General features: G+C 64.3%; 12 protein-coding genes and 1 pseudogene. 3 read left to right on the top strand and 10 right to left on the bottom strand.

All coding sequences use genetic code 11. The features are described from left to right. Complete coding sequence (locus tag FG95_RS04850) at nucleotides 1-1,566, top strand: sulfatase (RefSeq protein ID WP_235211463.1); 1,566 nt, start codon at nucleotides 1-3, stop codon at nucleotides 1,564-1,566. A 67-nt stretch (nucleotides 1,567-1,633) separates the two neighbouring features. Here FG95_RS04850 and FG95_RS04845 read toward each other — a convergent pair whose 3' ends face one another. The 6 genes from FG95_RS04845 to FG95_RS04820 all read right to left on the bottom strand — a co-directional run bounded on the left by FG95_RS04845 (nucleotide 1,634) and on the right by FG95_RS04820 (nucleotide 10,256). After that, a complete protein-coding gene (locus FG95_RS04845) occupies nucleotides 1,634-2,716 on the bottom strand; it encodes a glycoside hydrolase family 43 protein (protein WP_081933016.1) in 1,083 nt (360 codons plus the stop codon). Nucleotides 2,717-2,732: 16 nt separating this feature from the next. Then, a complete protein-coding gene (locus tag FG95_RS04840) occupies nucleotides 2,733-5,531 on the bottom strand; it encodes a TonB-dependent receptor (protein ID WP_052182100.1) in 2,799 nt (932 codons plus the stop codon). Nucleotides 5,532-5,717: 186 nt separating this feature from the next. After that, entirely contained in the window at nucleotides 5,718-7,139 is a 1,422-nt protein-coding gene (locus FG95_RS04835) for a sulfatase family protein (protein WP_081933015.1), read from the bottom strand. A 26-nt stretch (nucleotides 7,140-7,165) separates the two neighbouring features. Next, nucleotides 7,166-7,795, bottom strand: a complete 630-nt coding sequence (locus tag FG95_RS04830) for a 2-dehydro-3-deoxy-6-phosphogalactonate aldolase (protein WP_037554326.1) — start codon at nucleotides 7,793-7,795, stop codon at nucleotides 7,166-7,168. Then, the gene (locus FG95_RS04825) at nucleotides 7,792-8,667 is read right to left on the bottom strand and encodes a 2-dehydro-3-deoxygalactonokinase (RefSeq protein WP_037554325.1); all 876 of its coding nucleotides are present in this window, start codon (nucleotides 8,665-8,667) and stop codon (nucleotides 7,792-7,794) included. Before FG95_RS04825 ends, FG95_RS04830 begins: the two co-directional genes overlap by 4 nt. Continuing rightward, nucleotides 8,661-10,256, bottom strand: coding sequence for a sodium/sugar symporter (locus FG95_RS04820; protein ID WP_037554324.1), 1,596 nt, complete (start codon nucleotides 10,254-10,256; stop codon nucleotides 8,661-8,663). The genes FG95_RS04825 and FG95_RS04820 overlap by 7 nt, the downstream gene beginning before the upstream one ends. A gap of 125 nt (nucleotides 10,257-10,381) precedes the next feature. Between FG95_RS04820 and FG95_RS04815 the strand changes: the two genes are divergently transcribed. Continuing rightward, nucleotides 10,382-11,122 carry a FadR/GntR family transcriptional regulator gene (locus tag FG95_RS04815; RefSeq protein WP_052182112.1) on the top strand — a complete coding sequence of 247 codons (741 nt, stop codon included), beginning with the start codon at nucleotides 10,382-10,384 and terminating at the stop codon, nucleotides 11,120-11,122. Between the two features lie 15 nt (nucleotides 11,123-11,137). Here FG95_RS04815 and FG95_RS04810 read toward each other — a convergent pair whose 3' ends face one another. Genes FG95_RS04810 through FG95_RS04800 form a run of 3 tightly spaced genes read right to left on the bottom strand, consistent with a single transcriptional unit; the run spans nucleotide 11,138 to nucleotide 14,962 of the window. Continuing rightward, nucleotides 11,138-12,283 (bottom strand): aldose epimerase family protein, encoded by a 1,146-nt coding sequence (locus FG95_RS04810; protein WP_152567578.1) that lies wholly within the window; start codon nucleotides 12,281-12,283, stop codon nucleotides 11,138-11,140. 13 nt (nucleotides 12,284-12,296) lie between these two features. Then, nucleotides 12,297-13,151 (bottom strand): SMP-30/gluconolactonase/LRE family protein, encoded by an 855-nt coding sequence (locus tag FG95_RS04805; RefSeq protein ID WP_037554319.1) that lies wholly within the window; start codon nucleotides 13,149-13,151, stop codon nucleotides 12,297-12,299. Next, nucleotides 13,151-14,962, bottom strand: coding sequence for an IlvD/Edd family dehydratase (locus FG95_RS04800; RefSeq protein WP_037554318.1), 1,812 nt, complete (start codon nucleotides 14,960-14,962; stop codon nucleotides 13,151-13,153). Before FG95_RS04800 ends, FG95_RS04805 begins: the two co-directional genes overlap by 1 nt. A gap of 112 nt (nucleotides 14,963-15,074) precedes the next feature. On the opposite strand from FG95_RS04800, the gene FG95_RS04795 reads away from it, so the two are divergent. Further along, nucleotides 15,075-15,992 carry a Gfo/Idh/MocA family protein gene (locus FG95_RS04795; RefSeq protein WP_037554317.1) on the top strand — a complete coding sequence of 306 codons (918 nt, stop codon included), beginning with the start codon at nucleotides 15,075-15,077 and terminating at the stop codon, nucleotides 15,990-15,992. Between the two features lie 97 nt (nucleotides 15,993-16,089). Here the strand turns inward: FG95_RS04795 and FG95_RS20130 are convergent. Beyond that, nucleotides 16,090-16,216, bottom strand: a pseudogene (locus FG95_RS20130) (IS5/IS1182 family transposase); the annotation flags it as partial.

Below are 16,216 nucleotides of genomic sequence, written 5' to 3'. Positions count from 1 at the left end.
ATGCGACGGACCGCCCACTGGAGCCGCCGGGCGATGCTCGCCCTGCTGATCACGGCAACCTCGGCGTGCAGCCAGACGCCTGCGCCGCGGGCGGGGCTGACGCCTGCGCCGGCACCCGCGAGTGCGCAGCGCCCCAATGTTCTCCTGATCCTCGTCGACGATCTCAAGCCCGCGCTCGGCACCTATGGCGACCGCACCGCGATCACGCCGAACATGGACCGGCTCGCGCAGCGCGGCCTGAAGTTCAATCTTGCTTACGCCAATGAAGCCGTCTGCGGGCCGAGCCGCATCAATTTGATGACCGGCGCGCGCTCGACGAGCAGCGGCATCTATAATTTCGGAATGAACCTGCGCGATTATATGCCGGGCGCAGTGACGCTTCCCGAGCATTTCATGCGCGCGGGCTATCACACCGAAAGCATGGGCAAGGTCTATCACATCGGCCACGGCACCGTCGGCGACACCGCCGGCTGGTCGGTCCCACATCACAAAGAAAAGGTGATCGAATATGTCGATCCCGCGAGCACTGGCGGCAAGCCGACGCAGGAAGAGGCGCTGTTCGAAGAGGTTCCGGTGCCCGAGGGCAATCCCTTTGCCTATGCGCGCACGTTAGCGCGCGGCGCCGCGTGGGAAATGCCCGACGTCGCCGACGATGCCTATGCCGACGGTCGTACCGCCAAGCGCGCCGGGGAGCGGCTGAAGGCGCTGAAACAGGGCAACCGGCCCTTCTTCCTCGCGGTCGGATTTGCGCGCCCGCACCTGCCCTTCTCGGTGCCGAAGCGCTATTGGGACTTGTATGATCCGGCAAAGCTGCCGATGCCCGATTTCGAGCGACTGCCCGCTGGCGCGCCCGCCTATACCGACAAGCAAGGCGGCGAGATAACGGCCTATCGCGAGCCGCCGGAGGATGTTCGCGGCGACAAATTCCCCGCCGAGCTGAAACGCACGCTGCTGCACGGCTATTATGCCGGGGTCTCCTACGTCGACGTCCAGATCGGCAAGGTGCTAAAAGCGCTCGAACGCGAAGGGCTTGCCGATAACACGATCGTCGTCCTGTGGGGCGACCATGGCTATCACCTGGGCGATCATGGTATTTGGACCAAGCACACAAACATGGAGCAGGCGACGCGCATCCCGCTGATCTTCGCCGGCCCCGGCGTCGTCAAGGGACGCGCGACCGACCAGCTTGCCGAAACCGTCGATATCTATCCGACGCTCGCCGCGCTCGCCGCCCTGCCCGCCCCGACCGGGCCGCAGCCGATCGACGGCACCTCGCTCGCGCCGGTACTGCACGACCCGGCGGCGCGCGTGCGCAGTTACGCCTATCACGCCTATCCGCGCCCGGGACGGCTCGGGCAGGCGATCCGCACCGACCGCTATCGCCTCGTCCGCTGGACTGAAGAAAAGACCGGCGCGCGCGACTATGAACTCTACGACCTCGTCGCCGATCCCGAAGAGACGCGCAACCAGGCGAACGATCTCCCCAAGATACGCGCCGAGCTCGACGCGATCCTCGACAGCCAGCCCGCGGCGCGACCGATCAACGGAAAGCCTCGCCGGAACTGAGGGATTCGGGGAATAACGAAAAGGCCGCGGTACCCGCGGCCTTTTCTTTGTCACAAGCGCAGAGCGGTCAGCGCCCTCGCGACGGAACCGGAAGCGGCGTGTCGCTGGCGACGGGCTCGCCGAACTGCGGCCACCCCGCATCGCTCCACCCGAAACGCTGGATATGCGGTGCGCGCGCGGACGTGCACTTCATCCCTGCCCCCGGATTGGCGTGATAGATGATCCAGCTTTCCCTGCCGTCGGGCGAGGTGAAAAAGCCGTTGTGCCCCGTCGCGTAGACGCCGTTCGCGCTCTTGAAGACCGGCTCGGCGGTTTTCGTCCAGACCTTCACATCGAGCCCATCCGATCCCGCGGGCGCGTGGAGCAATCCCAGCGCATAATCGTCGGACCAGCAGGCGCTCGCCGAATAGGTCAGGAACAGGTCGCCCTTCGGCCCTCGCAAGAATTCGGGACCTTCGAGGATATGGCGCCCCCCCTGCTTTTCCCATACCTTGTCGGGCATCGCGATCACGCTTTCGGGTCCGGTGAGCGTCCAGGGGTTGCTCATCGCGGCAATCGCCAGCCCGCTGTCGGAACCGATATAGGGCGAGTACGCAAAATAGCGTTTGCCGCCATGTTCGAAGACCGTGCCGTCGATCCCGGCATGCGCGGTATTCACGCGTCCCCTGTCGACCCATTCGCCCTGCATCGGATCGGCGCCGCTGTTCTCGAGGACGAAGACCGCGCGGTGCTTGTCGTCCTTGAAGCCGCTCGCGGTCGCCGAATAATAGAGATACCATTTCCCGTCGAGCCGGTGCAATTCGGGCGCCCAGATGCTGTGCGCGTTCGGTCCCTTGGCGGGCGGCGTCCACACGACGCGCTTCTCCGCTTTGGCAAGGTCGGCGATATTGCCCGTTCGCCACAGCATGATGCGGTTGCCCAGCGTGTGGGTGTAATAATAGACGCCGTCTAACTGCGTGATCCACGGATCGGGGCCCGAGGTGAGCACGGGGTTGGTAAAAGTCGCCGCTGATGACGTCTCCGCACCGCCCGGCCCGGTCGGCACCGTCACCGACATCAGCACCGCGAGCAACGCCGCTGGGCGCCGAACGAGTCCGTTTTTGGGGCGGCGGATCGAACCTGCCGTCCCCTTCTTATATGCGACCTTCATCCATTTCCTCGTCAGCTCAGAATTTCACGCGGGCGCCGATGCTATAAACCGTCTCATCGCCTTGCAGCGCAAACACGACCCGCTTGTCGCCCCAATATGTCGATGTCTTGTTGCGAAGGATATTGGTACCGCCGATGTCGAGCCGCAGCGCGTCGGTCACATCATAGCCGATGCTGAAGTCGAGACGGCCGGCGGGGCGGACATAGGACAGGAACACCGGGATATAGGGATCCTGAACCGGCCGGCTCTCATCATAAGGCCGGACCGCGACGCCGCCGGTGTTGTCACCGTTGATATATTTGGAGCGGAAGGTCCAGATCAGGCGTCCGCTTAGGCCTTTTTTATCGTAGAGAAGCCCGGCGGTGTAATTATATTTGGACACGCCCACCAGCGGGTTGCCCGCGAGCGGATCGTCACCCTTGACCTTCGAATCCGCCAGCGTGAACGCCCCCTGCACGCCGAAGCCCGAAAGAGCGCCCGGCAGGAAGTCGAAGAAATATTGCGCGCTGACCTCGATACCTTTGAGGTCGACCGACCCGACGTTGCGCGGGGTGGAGATCAGGTAATTTTCGCCCCCGATCTCCTCCTGCCGGTTTGCCGTGACGACGCGGTCCTTGATCGAACGATAATAGCCGGTGACCGCGACATAGCCGCTGTCGAAATAATATTCGGCGGTCAGATCGATGCTGTCCGATTTCTGCGGACGCAAATCGGGATTGCCGCGCGTGCCGTTGTTGATCAGGAACACATTGCCGACGACGGTGAGCGATTCCGCGGGGTTGAGCGAGCCGAAATCGGGGCGCCGCATCGACCGCGAATAGGTCAGGCGCGTCTGGAACGAGCCCGGGAACTTCAGGCGTGCGGTCGCCGACGGCAGGATGTCGACGTCCGACCGTTTGGCGACGATCGGACTGAAGGTGTCGCTGTCCCCGACGCGCTCGAAACCCGAGATGGTGCGGTCGGTCTTGACGACGCGGGTGCCGACCACCCCGTCGAGCGTGAGCGCACCGATCGGGATTTCATAGCTGCCTTCCATATAGGCGGCGTAAGTCGCCTCGTTGGCGTTGAATTCCTTGGTCGGATCGTACGCCGGTGCCGCGAGCGGCAGGCCGAATAGATCGCGCAGTTCGTTGCGCCCGCGTTCGGACCGCAGATAGGCGGGGTTCACGCCCAGAAACGCCTGCCCGCCATTGAGCCGCGGCGCGACGCCGATCACGCCCAGGAAATCGGGTGACAGGGGCAAAGAGGAAATTAGCCGCGCATTCGCTTCCGACGGCGTGCCGATATTGCCGAAACCGATCGACTGCACGGTGTTCGTCTGGCGCACTTGCTGGAACAGCGCCTCGCGCTTGGCATAACGCAAGCCGCCGCGAAGCTTGGTCAGGATGCCGTCGAATTCATATTCGCTGTCGAGCCGCGCCTGAAACAGGCTGCCCTCGCCGGCCGAGAAATTCTGGTTGATCGAATTGCGCAGCGAGACATTTTCCGAGCTGAGCGGGATCGACGGGTCGATGGTGAACGAAGGACCGTTGTTGTCGTTGAATTCGACGAACACTGTTGGCACGCGCTGCCCGATCTCGGCATTGAAATTCTCGGTCACCGAGCGCGACGTCTGATAAGCGACATCGACCTTGAGCACTCCGCGATCCTGTTCGAAGATCAGGCCGCCAGCGATCATCTTGTTGCGCTGCGTCACCTCTTCGGACGAGCTGTTCTGGTTGATCACGACATTGTTGAAACGCGCGCTCGTCGGCTCGCACATCGTTCTGACGGTCGCGGGCTGAAGCGTCTGCGTACCGTCGGCATTGTTGACGATCTGCGGGTTGGTCCCGGCGCCGTTGACGCGCGCGTCGATGCAGTAATCGCTGAGGGTCACCTCCGAAATCTGCGAACCATTTGTGAAAGGCTGGGGGTTGAAGCCGGCGAAGCCCGTGGTGCTGTTGAAATAGGTATAAAGGCCGTCGGCATAGAATTGCAGCGACGGGGTCGCCTGCCATTGCAGCGCGGCATTGGCCTGGAACCGTTTGATGTCGCCGACGTCGGGCATGTTGCGCAGCACCTGCGGCATCATGATGTCGGCCGTACCGAACGGCGCGCCCGAGACGAAACGGCGTTCACCCAGATTGGTGACGCTGCGGATATTCTCGGCCTGCGACCAGGTCACATTGACCAGCGCGCCGATCTCGCCGATCGAGGAATCGGTCTTGGCGGCCGCGAGCGCCCCGAGCTGCGGATTGCTCGCGTCGGCGATCGTCGCGTAATTCTGGCGCGCGGTCAGGACGAACGTCGGATCGCGGAAGTCGAAGGGACGATTGAGCCGCAGGTCCAGTGCGCCGGCTACCCCGCCCTCGATCTGGTCAGCCGTCTGCGATTTGAATGCGTCGATCCGGGCCAAGGCTTCCGCGGGCACATCCTGCAAATCGAAACCGCGCCCGGTGGTGGTCACGACCTCGCGCCCGTTCACCGTGGTCAAAATGTCGGTGAGGCCGCGGATGCGGACGGTCGACAGCTCATTATTGCGGTCGTTCTGAACCTGAATGCCGGGAACGCGCTGCAGCGCGGCGGCGACGGTTGGGTCGGGCAATTTGCCGATGTCGGTCGCGACGATCGAATCGACGACCTGCGTCGCGTTGCGCTTCACTTCCGCGGCGCGTTCGAGCGACTGGCGCACGCCGGTGACGACGATATCGCCATCGGTGCTTTCGGCTTGCGGGACCGGGTCTTGCGCCGCGGGAGGCGGTGCGTCCTGAGCGACAGCCGGCATCGACACAAACACCGCCGTCGCCGAAACGGCGCCCAACAAAATCTTACGCATAACCCTCTCCCTGTTCGACGCGTTTCGCGCGTTCATCACCAACTCCGATCTCGGAGCGATTCTTAGACGATAAATAATATAAAACGGAAAATATGGCAACGCGCGATCGCGGAGGTGGCATCACCAGAAAAAATGCGCCGGAGGTGGTTCCGGCGCATCATGTGTCGGATTGAACGGCGACCGCTCTCAGTCGCCCTCGCCGTCCATCGCGCCGCGTTCGAAGCGGGGTTTGACGGGAACCGCCCCGCTGTCGCCCTGCGCCTTGCGCCATGCGGCAAGCCGACCGCGAAGGTCCGACAATGTCTTGGCATAGCGCGGGTCGCCGGCCAGGTTCACCTTCTCGTCGGGGTCCGCCTTCAGGTCATAAAGTTCCTCGGCGGGCCGCTTGTAATAGCTGTCGACGATCGCCTTGGCGGCGGGATCCTTGTCCGCCGCGTCGCGCCACGAAGGGAAATAGGCGCCCGAATCGGTGCGCTTCACCTTCAGGTCGATGTGCGTCGTATAGGTCCAGTCGGGGTGCAGATTCTCGATATATTTCCAGCGGTCGGTGCGGATGCTGCGCATCGGATAGACGTTCACGCGGCCGTCATTGTTATGCGTCGTGAAGATTTCCTTCCGGCCGCCACGTCCCTGCCCGACGCCGAACAGGTTTGCGAAGGAAAGGCCGTCGATGCCCTCGGGTTTCTTGCCGCCGGCGAGCTCGACCAAAGTCGGCAGGACATCGACCCAACTGACCATCGCGTCGGTGCGCGTCCCCGCCTTCACATGGCCGTTCCAGCGCACGACCATCGGCACGCGGGTGCCGGTGTCATAAAGGTTCCATTTGCCGAACGGCCACTGCGTGCCATGGTCGGTCGAATAAAGGACGAACGTGTCCTTCCCCAGCACCGCGTCGACCGCGTCCATCGTCGAGGCGAGATCCTGGTCCATCCGCGTGACCGCGGCATAGAAGCGTGCGCGCGCATCGCGGGTAATTGGCGTATCGACCGTCTTCGGCGGCAGCTTCATCGCCGCGGGATCATAGCCCTCGGTCGTCCGCGGCCACGGCACATGCGGCCAGTTGCTGCCGACGAACAGCGCCAGCGGGCGCTTGTCCTTGCGCTCCTTCAGCCATTCGGCCGCAGCCGGAATGCCCTTGTGATCGTGGAAGGTGTCGTTCGCATAATAATCGAAGCCATAGGTTCCGGTGTGCTGATAGTGCGCGACCTTGCCGAAGGCGACGACCTGATACCCCTGTTCCTGCAGATAGGAAGGCAGCTTGCGGATCGCCGCGTTGGCGCGGTCGTGGTTCGCCTCCGCCCCGTTGCGCGCGGGCATCATCCCGGTCAACAGCGCGGCGCGGCTCGGCGCGCAGGCGGGCGAGGCGACGAAGGCGCGGTCGAACGACATGCCTTCGGCGGCGAGGCGCTGCAAGGCGGGGGTGCGGACGTTGCCGTCGCCATTGATCGACACGTCGGTATAGCTGAGGTCGTCAGCGAGGAAGATCACGATATTGGGTTTCGCCGGCGCCTTGGCGGCGCCCTGCGCATATCCGGGCGCTGCCGCGGCGAAGGAAAAGGCGAAGATGCTCGACGCGAGCACCAGATTGCGCCGGCTGAATTTGGTCATCGGAAATCTCCCGGATTATGAAGTTATTATCGGTCCAGCGCGGCGATGAAGGCGCGCGCGCGCTCACCGACCTCGCCCGCACGCATGCCCGGCCGGTAGAGCGCCGACCCGAGGCCAAAGCCCGCGGCGCCGGCCGCTATCCATGGCGCCATATTATCGGGCGCGATGCCGCCGACCGGTAGCAGGCGCGTTCCCGCCGGAACCACCGCACCCAGCGCCTTGAGCACCGCCGGGCTGGCGGCCTCGGCGGGAAAGAGCTTCAGCGCCGTCGCGCCCGCCGCCAGCGCAGCGAACGCCTCGCTGGGGGTCGCGAAGCCCGGAAGCGACACGAGCCCTGCCCCTGCCGCCGCCGCGACGACGTCGAGGTTGGTGTTGGGCGAAATGATCATCGTTCCGCCAACGTCGGCGACTGCCGCGACATCGGCCGCGGTGAGCACCGTGCCGGCGCCGACGACCGCGCGCCCCTTCAGCCCACGGGCAAGGCGGCCGATACTGTCCAGTGGGTCGGGCGAATTCAGCGGGACTTCGATCAGCGTGAAGCCCTCCTCGACCAAAGTTTCGCCAATCGCCTCGACCTCGTCCGGTTTCACCCCGCGCAGGATAGCGATCAGCGGACAGCGCGCGAAGGCGGCGTCGAAGGCGGCAATATGGGTCATAGGGCTTTGTCTCCGATGGCGAGGATGCCGCGCGCGAAGGCGCTGTGGCTGTCGACGATCACCGGCTCGCGGCCGGTCGCCGCGACGGCGGCGGCGTAAAGATTGCCGAGCCCAGGGTCGGCAAGAATATGAATTTGCTCGAACGCGCAGTCGTCCATGCGCGCGGCGACGTCGCTGCCGATCAGCACCCCGCTCGCGAAGGACGCCGCATCGGCATCGTCGCGAAGGCCGAGCACCGATGAAGCGCGGATGCCGAACAGCGATGCGGCGAGATCGCGCCGCGCGCCCTCGGCCAGACCTTCGCGGAAGGCATCGCCATCGGTCACGTCGGCGGTCAGCGCCCCCGCGAGCAGGCTGTGCCCGCGGAGCAGCGCGAATAGCTCGCCCGTCATCGCGGTCGTAAAGCCGCTGATCCGCCCGTCCGTCATCGTCGCCCATTTGCAATGGGTTCCGGGCTGCGCGAGCAGCGCGTCGGGCGGCACCATCCAGCCCGCGACCGCGCCGAGCAACTGCACCTCCTCGCCGCGCATCACGTCCGCGCGGCCGCCTGCGGAGCAGGATACGCCGGGGACGATCGCGGTGCGGTCATCGATCCAGTCGAGCCCCGCCGCCAGCTCGTCGATCCCCGCCGGCGCCGCGACATAGGGCACGACGCGCCAGCCGACGGTCGAGCCGACCATGCCCGCGAGCAACATTGGCAGGTCGCCGGAGCGCTCGCGGATCGCCGCGACCTCGCTGGCGAAGTCGGTGACCGACGCGGCGCCGCAGTCGTCACGCTCGGTATGCGCGACCGTGCCGTCCTCGAAACGGAACACGCGCCGGTTGGTCGTGCCCCAGTCGACGGCGAGAAAGGCGGACGACGTACTCACCACCAGGTTGCGTAGAGCGCGATGAGGATCAGGATGACGCCGACGCCCGCGATGTTGAAGGTCGTCGGGGTCGCGAAGCTGACACCCTGCATCGTGATGCGGTTGGCATCGCCGCGGCCCTTGAACATCAAGCTGATCCCCACCGCGAGCGCGAGGCTGATCAGGAAGACGAGACCCATGCGGTTCATGAAGGGGAAGTCGGGCATCCCGACCTTGAACACGTAGGATAGCACGACCGACGCGATGGCTGCGGCGATCGCACCTGCTTCGCTCGCCTTTTTCCAGAACAGACCGAGCAGGAAGATCACGGTGATGCCTGGCGTGAAAAAGCCCGAGAATTCCTGAATGAACTGGAAGGCCTGATCCGAATTGCCGAGCAGCGGACGCGCGGTAAACAGCGCGATGATCACGGCGACCGTAGCGGTGACACGGCCGACCAGCACCAGATGCTTTTCATGTCCGCCGCGCCGCTCATCCTCGGCCTCGTTCGCAATGCCGCGCGCCTTCGCATAGAGGTCGAGCGTGAAGATTGTGGCGATCGAATTGATCTTGCTCGCGGTCGACGCGATGATCGCGGCGATCAACGCGGCGAAGACGAGACCGAGCAAGCCCGGGGGCAGCAGCCGCATCATCGTCGGATAGGCCTCGTCGGGCTTGGCAAGGTCGGGCGCCAGCATGACCGCGGCGATGCCCGGCAGCACGATGATCACCGGCATAAGGAGCTTGAGGAAGGCCGCGAAGATGACGCCCTTCTGCGCCTCACCCAGATCCTTCGCGGCAAGCGCGCGCTGGATGATATATTGGTTGAAACCCCAATAGCTGAGGTTCGCGATCCACATGCCGCCAACGAGCACCGCGATGCCCGGCAGATCCTTGTAGAAGGGATGGTCGGGCGCGAGGATCATGTCGAAATGGCCCGGAACGCGCTCGGTCAGGATCGAGAAGCCCGCCATCACGCCCCGCCCGTCGCTGATCTCGTTGAGCGTCAGATAGGAGATGATCAGGCCGCCCATGACGAGCAAGGTCACCTGCACGATATCGGTGAGCGCGACCGCCTTGAGCCCGCCATAGAGCTGATAGAGCAGCGCGAAAGCGCCGAGCACGATCAGCGCGACATTCTGATCGACGCCCGCGACCTTGTTGACCGCGATCGAACCGAGCCAGATGATCGAGGTCAGATTCACGAAGATATAGAGCGCGAGCCAGAAGACCGCCATAATCACCGGCAGCGTCTTGCCGTACCGCTGCTCGAGGAACTGCGGCATCGTATAAATCTTGTTTTCGAGGAAGATCGGCAGAAAATATTTGCCCACGATCAGCAGCGTCAGCGCCGCCATCCATTCATAGGACGCGATCGCGAGACCGAGCGCATAGCCCGAACCCGACATGCCGACGATCTGCTCGGCCGAGATGTTCGCCGCGATCAGTGACGCGCCGATCGCCCACCAGGGAAGCGATTTCGACGCGAGGAAATAGTCCGACGTGTCCTTGGCATGGCCCGCCTTTTCGCGGCTGACCCATTGCGCGAGGCCGAAAATGCCGATGGCATATATGACGATGACGATGATATCGATTTGCGACAGGCCCGACATACGGACTCTCCCCTTGGCTGATTATTGAAATCACATTTATCTGATTTAAACGGCTTGTCTAGCTTCCTGTGCGGAATCGGTGATAAGGCCCGTCAAAATAGTGCGTGGAGACGAGCGTGGCGAACATGTCGGGATTGGGTATAGAAGATGCGGGGCCGCAGCTTGGCCGGAATTTGACCTATGGCATGCTCGATGCGATCGGGCGCGCGATCGTCGTCGGCGATTATGACGGGGCGATCTTTCCGACCGAAGCCGAACTTGCAAAGCAACATGGCGTCAGCCGTTCGGTAACGCGCGAAGCGGTAAAAATGCTCACCGCAAAAGGACTGCTGAGCGCGCGCCCGCGCCAGGGCACGATCGTCCAGCCGACGACATCGTGGAACCTCTTCGACACCGACGTCCTTCGCTGGCTGCTCGAGCGGCAATTTTCGATCGACCTGCTGCGGCAGTTCAACGAATTGCGCGTCGCGATCGAACCCGAGGCGGCGGCGCTCGCCGCGCGCGTCGCAACGGTGGACGATATCGAGCGCGTGAACGCGGGCCTGAAGCGAATGGAGCGCGCCGAGCGCGGCGAGGACGACACGCTGGAAAGCGACATCGCCTTCCACATCGCCGTGTTGCGCGCGTCGCGCAATCCGTTTTACGCCCAGTTCCGCGATGTCGTCAGCACGGCGCTGCGCACCTCGATCCGCTTCACCAACCGCGTCAAGGGCCGCACCGCCAATGTCGCCGACCATGCGGCGGTGCGCGACGCGATCGCGAACGGCAATCCCGACAAGGCGCGCAAGGCGATGCGCGCACTGATCAGCGACGTGCTCGAACTGATCGAGACGGCCAAGCCCGACGGTGCCGCCGCCGGGCGGTGACGGCACCGGCGGCGCCTATTTCTTCGCCTTCCCTCCCGCCATGAGGCGATAGGTCATCACGTTACGATAGGTTTCGCCCGGAGCGAGGCGCGCGTCCGGGAAATTCTTCTGGTTCGGCGCGTCGGGAAAAATCTGCGGTTCCATCACCAGCGCGTCGCCCATCCGGTAAATCTTCTTGTCCTTGCCGTGGCTCGTCGCGTCGAAGAAATTGCCCGAATACATCTGCAGCCCCGGCTGGTTCGACCAGAGTTCGAACCCGCGGCCCGACGCCGGATCCTCGACCCGCGCCATCAGATGCTGGTCGGCGGTGACCTTGCGCCCGATCACCCAATTATGATCGTAACCGCGGCCGAACACGATCTGCTCGTCGCTGGCGTCGCGCACGCGATCACCGATCGCGGTCGGCTTGCGGAAATCGAATACCGTGCCGGCCACCGGGCGATATTCGCCGGTCGGGATCGCGCCCGAATCGGTCGGCAGATAGCTTTCCGCCGGGATCGTCACGACATGCCCCATCGCGCCGTTCGCCGATCCTTCGCCCGACAGGTTCCAATAGGCATGGTTGGTGATGTTCGCGATCGTCGGCCGGTCGGTCGTCGCGACATATTCGATGCGGAGGTCGTTCTTATCATCGAGCGAATAGATCGCATCGACCGTCATCGTGCCGGGATAGCCCTGGTCGCCGTCGGGGCTGACATAGCGCAGCGTGACCGAGGCGGTCGGCCCGCTCTTGACCGAGGTCACTTCCCACAAGACCTTGTCGAAACCGAGCGTACCGCCGTGCAGCGCGTTCGCGCCATTGTTGACCGGCGTCTGCCACGTCTTGCCGTCGAGCTTGAAGCGCCCGCCCGCCAGCCGGTTGGCGAAGCGGCCGACGGTCGATCCGAAATATTGGGGCTTGTCGATATAGTCGGAGAGATTGTCATAGCCGAGCGCGACATCGGCCTTCTTGCCGTCGCGGTCGGGCATCACCACCGATTGCAGCGTCGCGCCGAGCGCGATGACCGTTGCCGAAATGCCGTTGCCGTTGGTCAACGTCACCGCGGGCACGCTGCGCCCGTCAGGCATCTTGCCAAAGGTCGATTGCGATGCCTCGGCACCCAGTCCCGGCGTTGCCGCAACCAAGGCGGCCGCGGCGGCTCCCCAAGCCAGTTTCGTCATCTTCTTCACTCCTCTAACCCTTATATTTCTGCGTCGGCAGGCCGCGGCACCCCGGATCGACTTCGAACAACGCGCCGCCATGCTCCTCGGTCACACCATCGGACGCCGAGGTGACGAACATGCGGTCGAGGCCGGGTCCGGCAAAAGTGCAGCTGGTGATTTGCGATGCCGGAAGCGGGATGTGCCGATCGGGCGTGCCGTCGGGCGCGAAGCGCATGACGCGCGAGGCGCCCCAGCAGGCGACCCACAAGCCGCCTTCGGCGTCGAAGGTCATTCCATCGGGATCGCCCCATGATTCCTCGAAGACGATGAAGGGCGCCGCATCGCCGAGCGTGCCGTCGTCGTGGATATCGAAACGAAAGATCGTCCCGCGCGCGGTGTCGGTATGGAGCAGGAAACTGTTGTCGGCGCCGATCGCCGGCCCGTTGGCGATCGTATAGGGCCTATCGACCTGCGCGAGCGTGCCGTCGGGATCGAGGCGGTAAAAGGCGCCCGAGGGACGGTCGCAGGTAACGGGCATCGTCCCCGCCCAGATCCGCCCCGTCGCATCGGCCTTGGCATCGTTCAGCCGGTTGCCGGCGTTGCGCGGATCGACCGAAACGATCGGTTCGCGAACATCAGCGTCGAGGTCGATACGGACGATATCGCGGCCGATCCCCGCGACGAAACCGCCGGTCTCGCGCTCGATGATCCAGGCCGCATAATGCGGCTGCTCAAAGCTGTCGATGTGTCCGTCGGCCAATGCCATGCGGTTGATCCGGCGGCCCAATATATCGACCCAGAACAGCGCGTCGTGCCGCGCCGACCACATTGGCCCTTCGCCCAGGCGGTCACGCCGCTCCCTGGCAATCACCCGCGCGTCAGACATCAGTGACTATCTCGCGGCAAGCCGCGCGTCTGCGCGACGCGCTGATATTTGACCGCCATTTCGAGCACCGCTCCGCCATCAAACTGCCCGGTCAGCGCGCGGTGGATCTCCTGCCACGGCGTCTGCGCCGGCGGCATATAGTCGGGGTCAGCCTTGAGCTCGGCGCGGCGGCGATCGAGCTCGGCGTCGTCGACGAGCATGTTCGCGGTGCGCTTCGCCAAGTCGATACGGATACGGTCGCCGGTCCGGACAAGAGCCAGCCCGCCGCCGACGACGGCTTCGGGCGCGGCGTTCAGAATGGACGGGCTGCCGCTCGTCCCCGATTGGCGTCCGTCGCCGATGCACGGCAGCGCGTGAACGCCCGTCTGGATCAGCGCGGCGGGCGGCCGCATGTTCACCACCTCGGCACCGCCGGGATAGCCGATCGGCCCTGCGCCGCGCATGATCAGGATCGAATTGGCATCGGCGCCGAGCGCCGGATCGTCGATGCGGCTGTGATAATCCTCGGGCCCGTCGAACACGATCGCAACGCCCTCGAACGCATCGGGATCGGCCGCATTGCTCAGATAACGTTCACGGAACTCGGGCGAAATGACGCTGAGCTTCATCACCGCATTGTCGAACAGGTTGCCGCGCAGCACGGTCAGCCCCGCCGCAGGCTTCAGCGGCGCGTCGAGCTTGCGGATGACGTCGACGTCCTGCGTGTCCGCCTCGCCGATATTCGCCGCAACCGTCTGCCCATTGGCGGTGAGCGCATCGCCGTCGATCAGTTCCGCACGAAGCAACTGCCCCATCACCGCGGGAACTCCGCCGGCGCGATAGAAATCCTCGGCCAGATAGCTGCCCGCCGGCTGCAGGTTGACGATCAGCGGCACATCGGCGCCCTGCGCCTCCCAGTCCTCCAGCGTCAGTTCGACCCCGATATGGCGCGCAATCGCGTTGAGGTGGATCGGCGCGTTGGTCGATCCACCGATCGCCGAATTGACGCGAATCGCGTTCAAAAAGGCGGTGCGCGTCAATATGTCGCTCGGCTTGCGGTCGGCGTGGACCATCTCGACGATCTGCATCCCGGTACGATAGGCGCATTCCTGCCGGTCGCGATAGGGCGCCGGGATCGCCGCCGAGCCGGGCAGCGACATCCCGAGCGCCTCGGTCAGCGAATTCATCGTCGTCGCGGTGCCCATCGTGTTGCACCAGCCGGTCGACGGCGCCGACGAAGCGACGAGTTCGAGGAACCCCTTATAATCGATCTCGCCCGCCGCGAGCATTTCGCGCGCGCGCCAGACGATCGTGCCCGATCCCGTGCGCTCGCCCTTGAACCAGCCGTTGAGCATAGGGCCGACCGACAGCGCGATCGCCGGGATATTCACCGTCGCCGCCGCCATCAGGCACGCCGGCGTCGTCTTGTCGCAGCCGACGGTCAGCACCACGCCGTCGAGCGGATAGCCGTGGATCGCTTCGACGAGGCTCAGATATTGGAGGTTGCGGTCGAGCCCTGCGGTCGGGCGCTTGCCGGTTTCCTGAATCGGATGCGTCGGAAATTCGATCGCGATGCCGCCCGCGTCGCGAATCCCGTCGCGCACCCGCTTCGCGAGTTCGAGATGGTGGCGGTTGCAAGGAGTCAGGTCGCTGCCGGTCTGGGCGATGCCGATGATCGGCCGCCCCGATTGCAGTTCGTCGATGCTGAAACCATAGTTCAGATAACGTTCGAGATAGAGCGCCGTCATGTCCGGGTTGTCAGGGTTATCGAACCAGGCACGCGACCGCAGCCCTCCCTTGCCTTCTGGCCGCGTTTTCGCCCCGTCTCCCATATATTTCCTTCTCGATGCACATTTTCAGCCCAAGGCCGGAATCGGTTGATAACCTGAACCGCCACGGATAGGAAGCATATATATCAGACAAATGAAGATGGGGTGAAGATTGATGATTCGCTTGGGATTGGTCGGAATTGGAAAAATCGCGCGCGACCAGCATCTTCCGGCCATTCATGCGGATGATCGATACGAGCTTGTCGCGACTGCCAGCCGCCATGCGCAGCTCGACGGCGTGCCAGGACATCCCGACATCGCCGCAATGATCGCGGGCGATCATGCACTCAACGCCGTGTCGATCTGCACCCCCCCAGTCGGCCGCCACGCGATTGCGGCCGCGGCAATCGACGCAGGATTACATGTCATGCTCGAAAAACCGCCGGCCGCGACGACGACCGAGATCACCGCGCTCGCCGATCACGCCCGCGCCCGCGGCGTCACCTTGTTCGCGACCTGGCATTCGCGCGAGGCCGCCGGGGTCGCGACGGCGCGCGACTGGCTCCGCGACAAGCGGATTCGCGCCGCACATATCCGGTGGAAGGAAGATATCCGCCGCTGGCACCCCGGGCAGGAATGGATTCTCGACGCGGGCGGATTTGGCGTCTTTGACCCCGGTATCAACGCGCTGTCAATCATGACCGCGATCCTACCCGCGCCGTTGCTGCTCGACGCGACGCGGATCGACATCCCCGACGGGCGTAGTTCGCCGATCGCTGCGACGATGACGATGCGGAGCGACGATGCCGCGGTGACCGCCGACCTCGACTTCCTGAAAACCGGCCCGCAAAGCTGGGATATCGAGGTCGAAACCGACGCGGGCACCCTGCGCCTGTCGATGGGCGGCAGCGTGCTCGAACTGCCGGGCGGCGAACCGGTCACGCGCGAAGACCGTGAATATCCCCGCCTCTACACGCGCTTCGCCGAGCTGGTCGCGGCGGGCAAGAGCGATGTCGATATCCGCCCGCTCCAGCTCGTCGCCGACGCTTTCCTCGTGGCTGAACGACGCACGGTCGCTCCCTTCCAGTTCTGACGAACAGGCGTCGCAACCGCTGAACCAAAAAGGGCCCGCCACCCCCAAGAGGATGGCGGGCATGTGGGAGAGCGGACGGAAAGGGTGAGGCGTGCGCCTAGGTTGTGGACACATAAGTTCTGATCCAGAGGCGTGTTGAAGCGAGAGCGACGGCGGCGAGGAAGTTTCTGGCGAGCTTGTCGAAGCGTGTTGCGCATCGTCGGAATTGTTTGAGTTTGCAGAAA

This window comes from Sphingopyxis sp. LC363, assembly GCF_000756385.1.
Lineage (GTDB): Bacteria > Pseudomonadota > Alphaproteobacteria > Sphingomonadales > Sphingomonadaceae > Sphingopyxis.
The sequence above is the reverse complement of the archived record's forward strand: the minus strand, read 5'-3'. Positions and strand labels throughout refer to the sequence as shown.

Coding starts and splice junctions, on each gene's coding strand:
- FG95_RS04840 (WP_052182100.1), bottom strand. CDS start 5,531: ATGCGTAAGATTTTGTTGGGCGCCGTTTCGGCGACGGCGGTGTTTGTG.
- FG95_RS04810 (WP_152567578.1), bottom strand. CDS start 12,283: ATGACGAAACTGGCTTGGGGAGCCGCCGCGGCCGCCTTGGTTGCGGCA.
- FG95_RS04800 (WP_037554318.1), bottom strand. CDS start 14,962: ATGGGAGACGGGGCGAAAACGCGGCCAGAAGGCAAGGGAGGGCTGCGG.
- FG95_RS04805 (WP_037554319.1), bottom strand. CDS start 13,151: ATGTCTGACGCGCGGGTGATTGCCAGGGAGCGGCGTGACCGCCTGGGC.
- FG95_RS04845 (WP_081933016.1), bottom strand. CDS start 2,716: ATGAAGGTCGCATATAAGAAGGGGACGGCAGGTTCGATCCGCCGCCCC.
- FG95_RS04820 (WP_037554324.1), bottom strand. CDS start 10,256: ATGTCGGGCCTGTCGCAAATCGATATCATCGTCATCGTCATATATGCC.
- FG95_RS04815 (WP_052182112.1), top strand. CDS start 10,382: ATGTCGGGATTGGGTATAGAAGATGCGGGGCCGCAGCTTGGCCGGAAT.
- FG95_RS04795 (WP_037554317.1), top strand. CDS start 15,075: ATGATTCGCTTGGGATTGGTCGGAATTGGAAAAATCGCGCGCGACCAG.
- FG95_RS04830 (WP_037554326.1), bottom strand. CDS start 7,795: ATGACCCATATTGCCGCCTTCGACGCCGCCTTCGCGCGCTGTCCGCTG.
- FG95_RS04850 (WP_235211463.1), top strand. CDS start 1: ATGCGACGGACCGCCCACTGGAGCCGCCGGGCGATGCTCGCCCTGCTG.
- FG95_RS04835 (WP_081933015.1), bottom strand. CDS start 7,139: ATGACCAAATTCAGCCGGCGCAATCTGGTGCTCGCGTCGAGCATCTTC.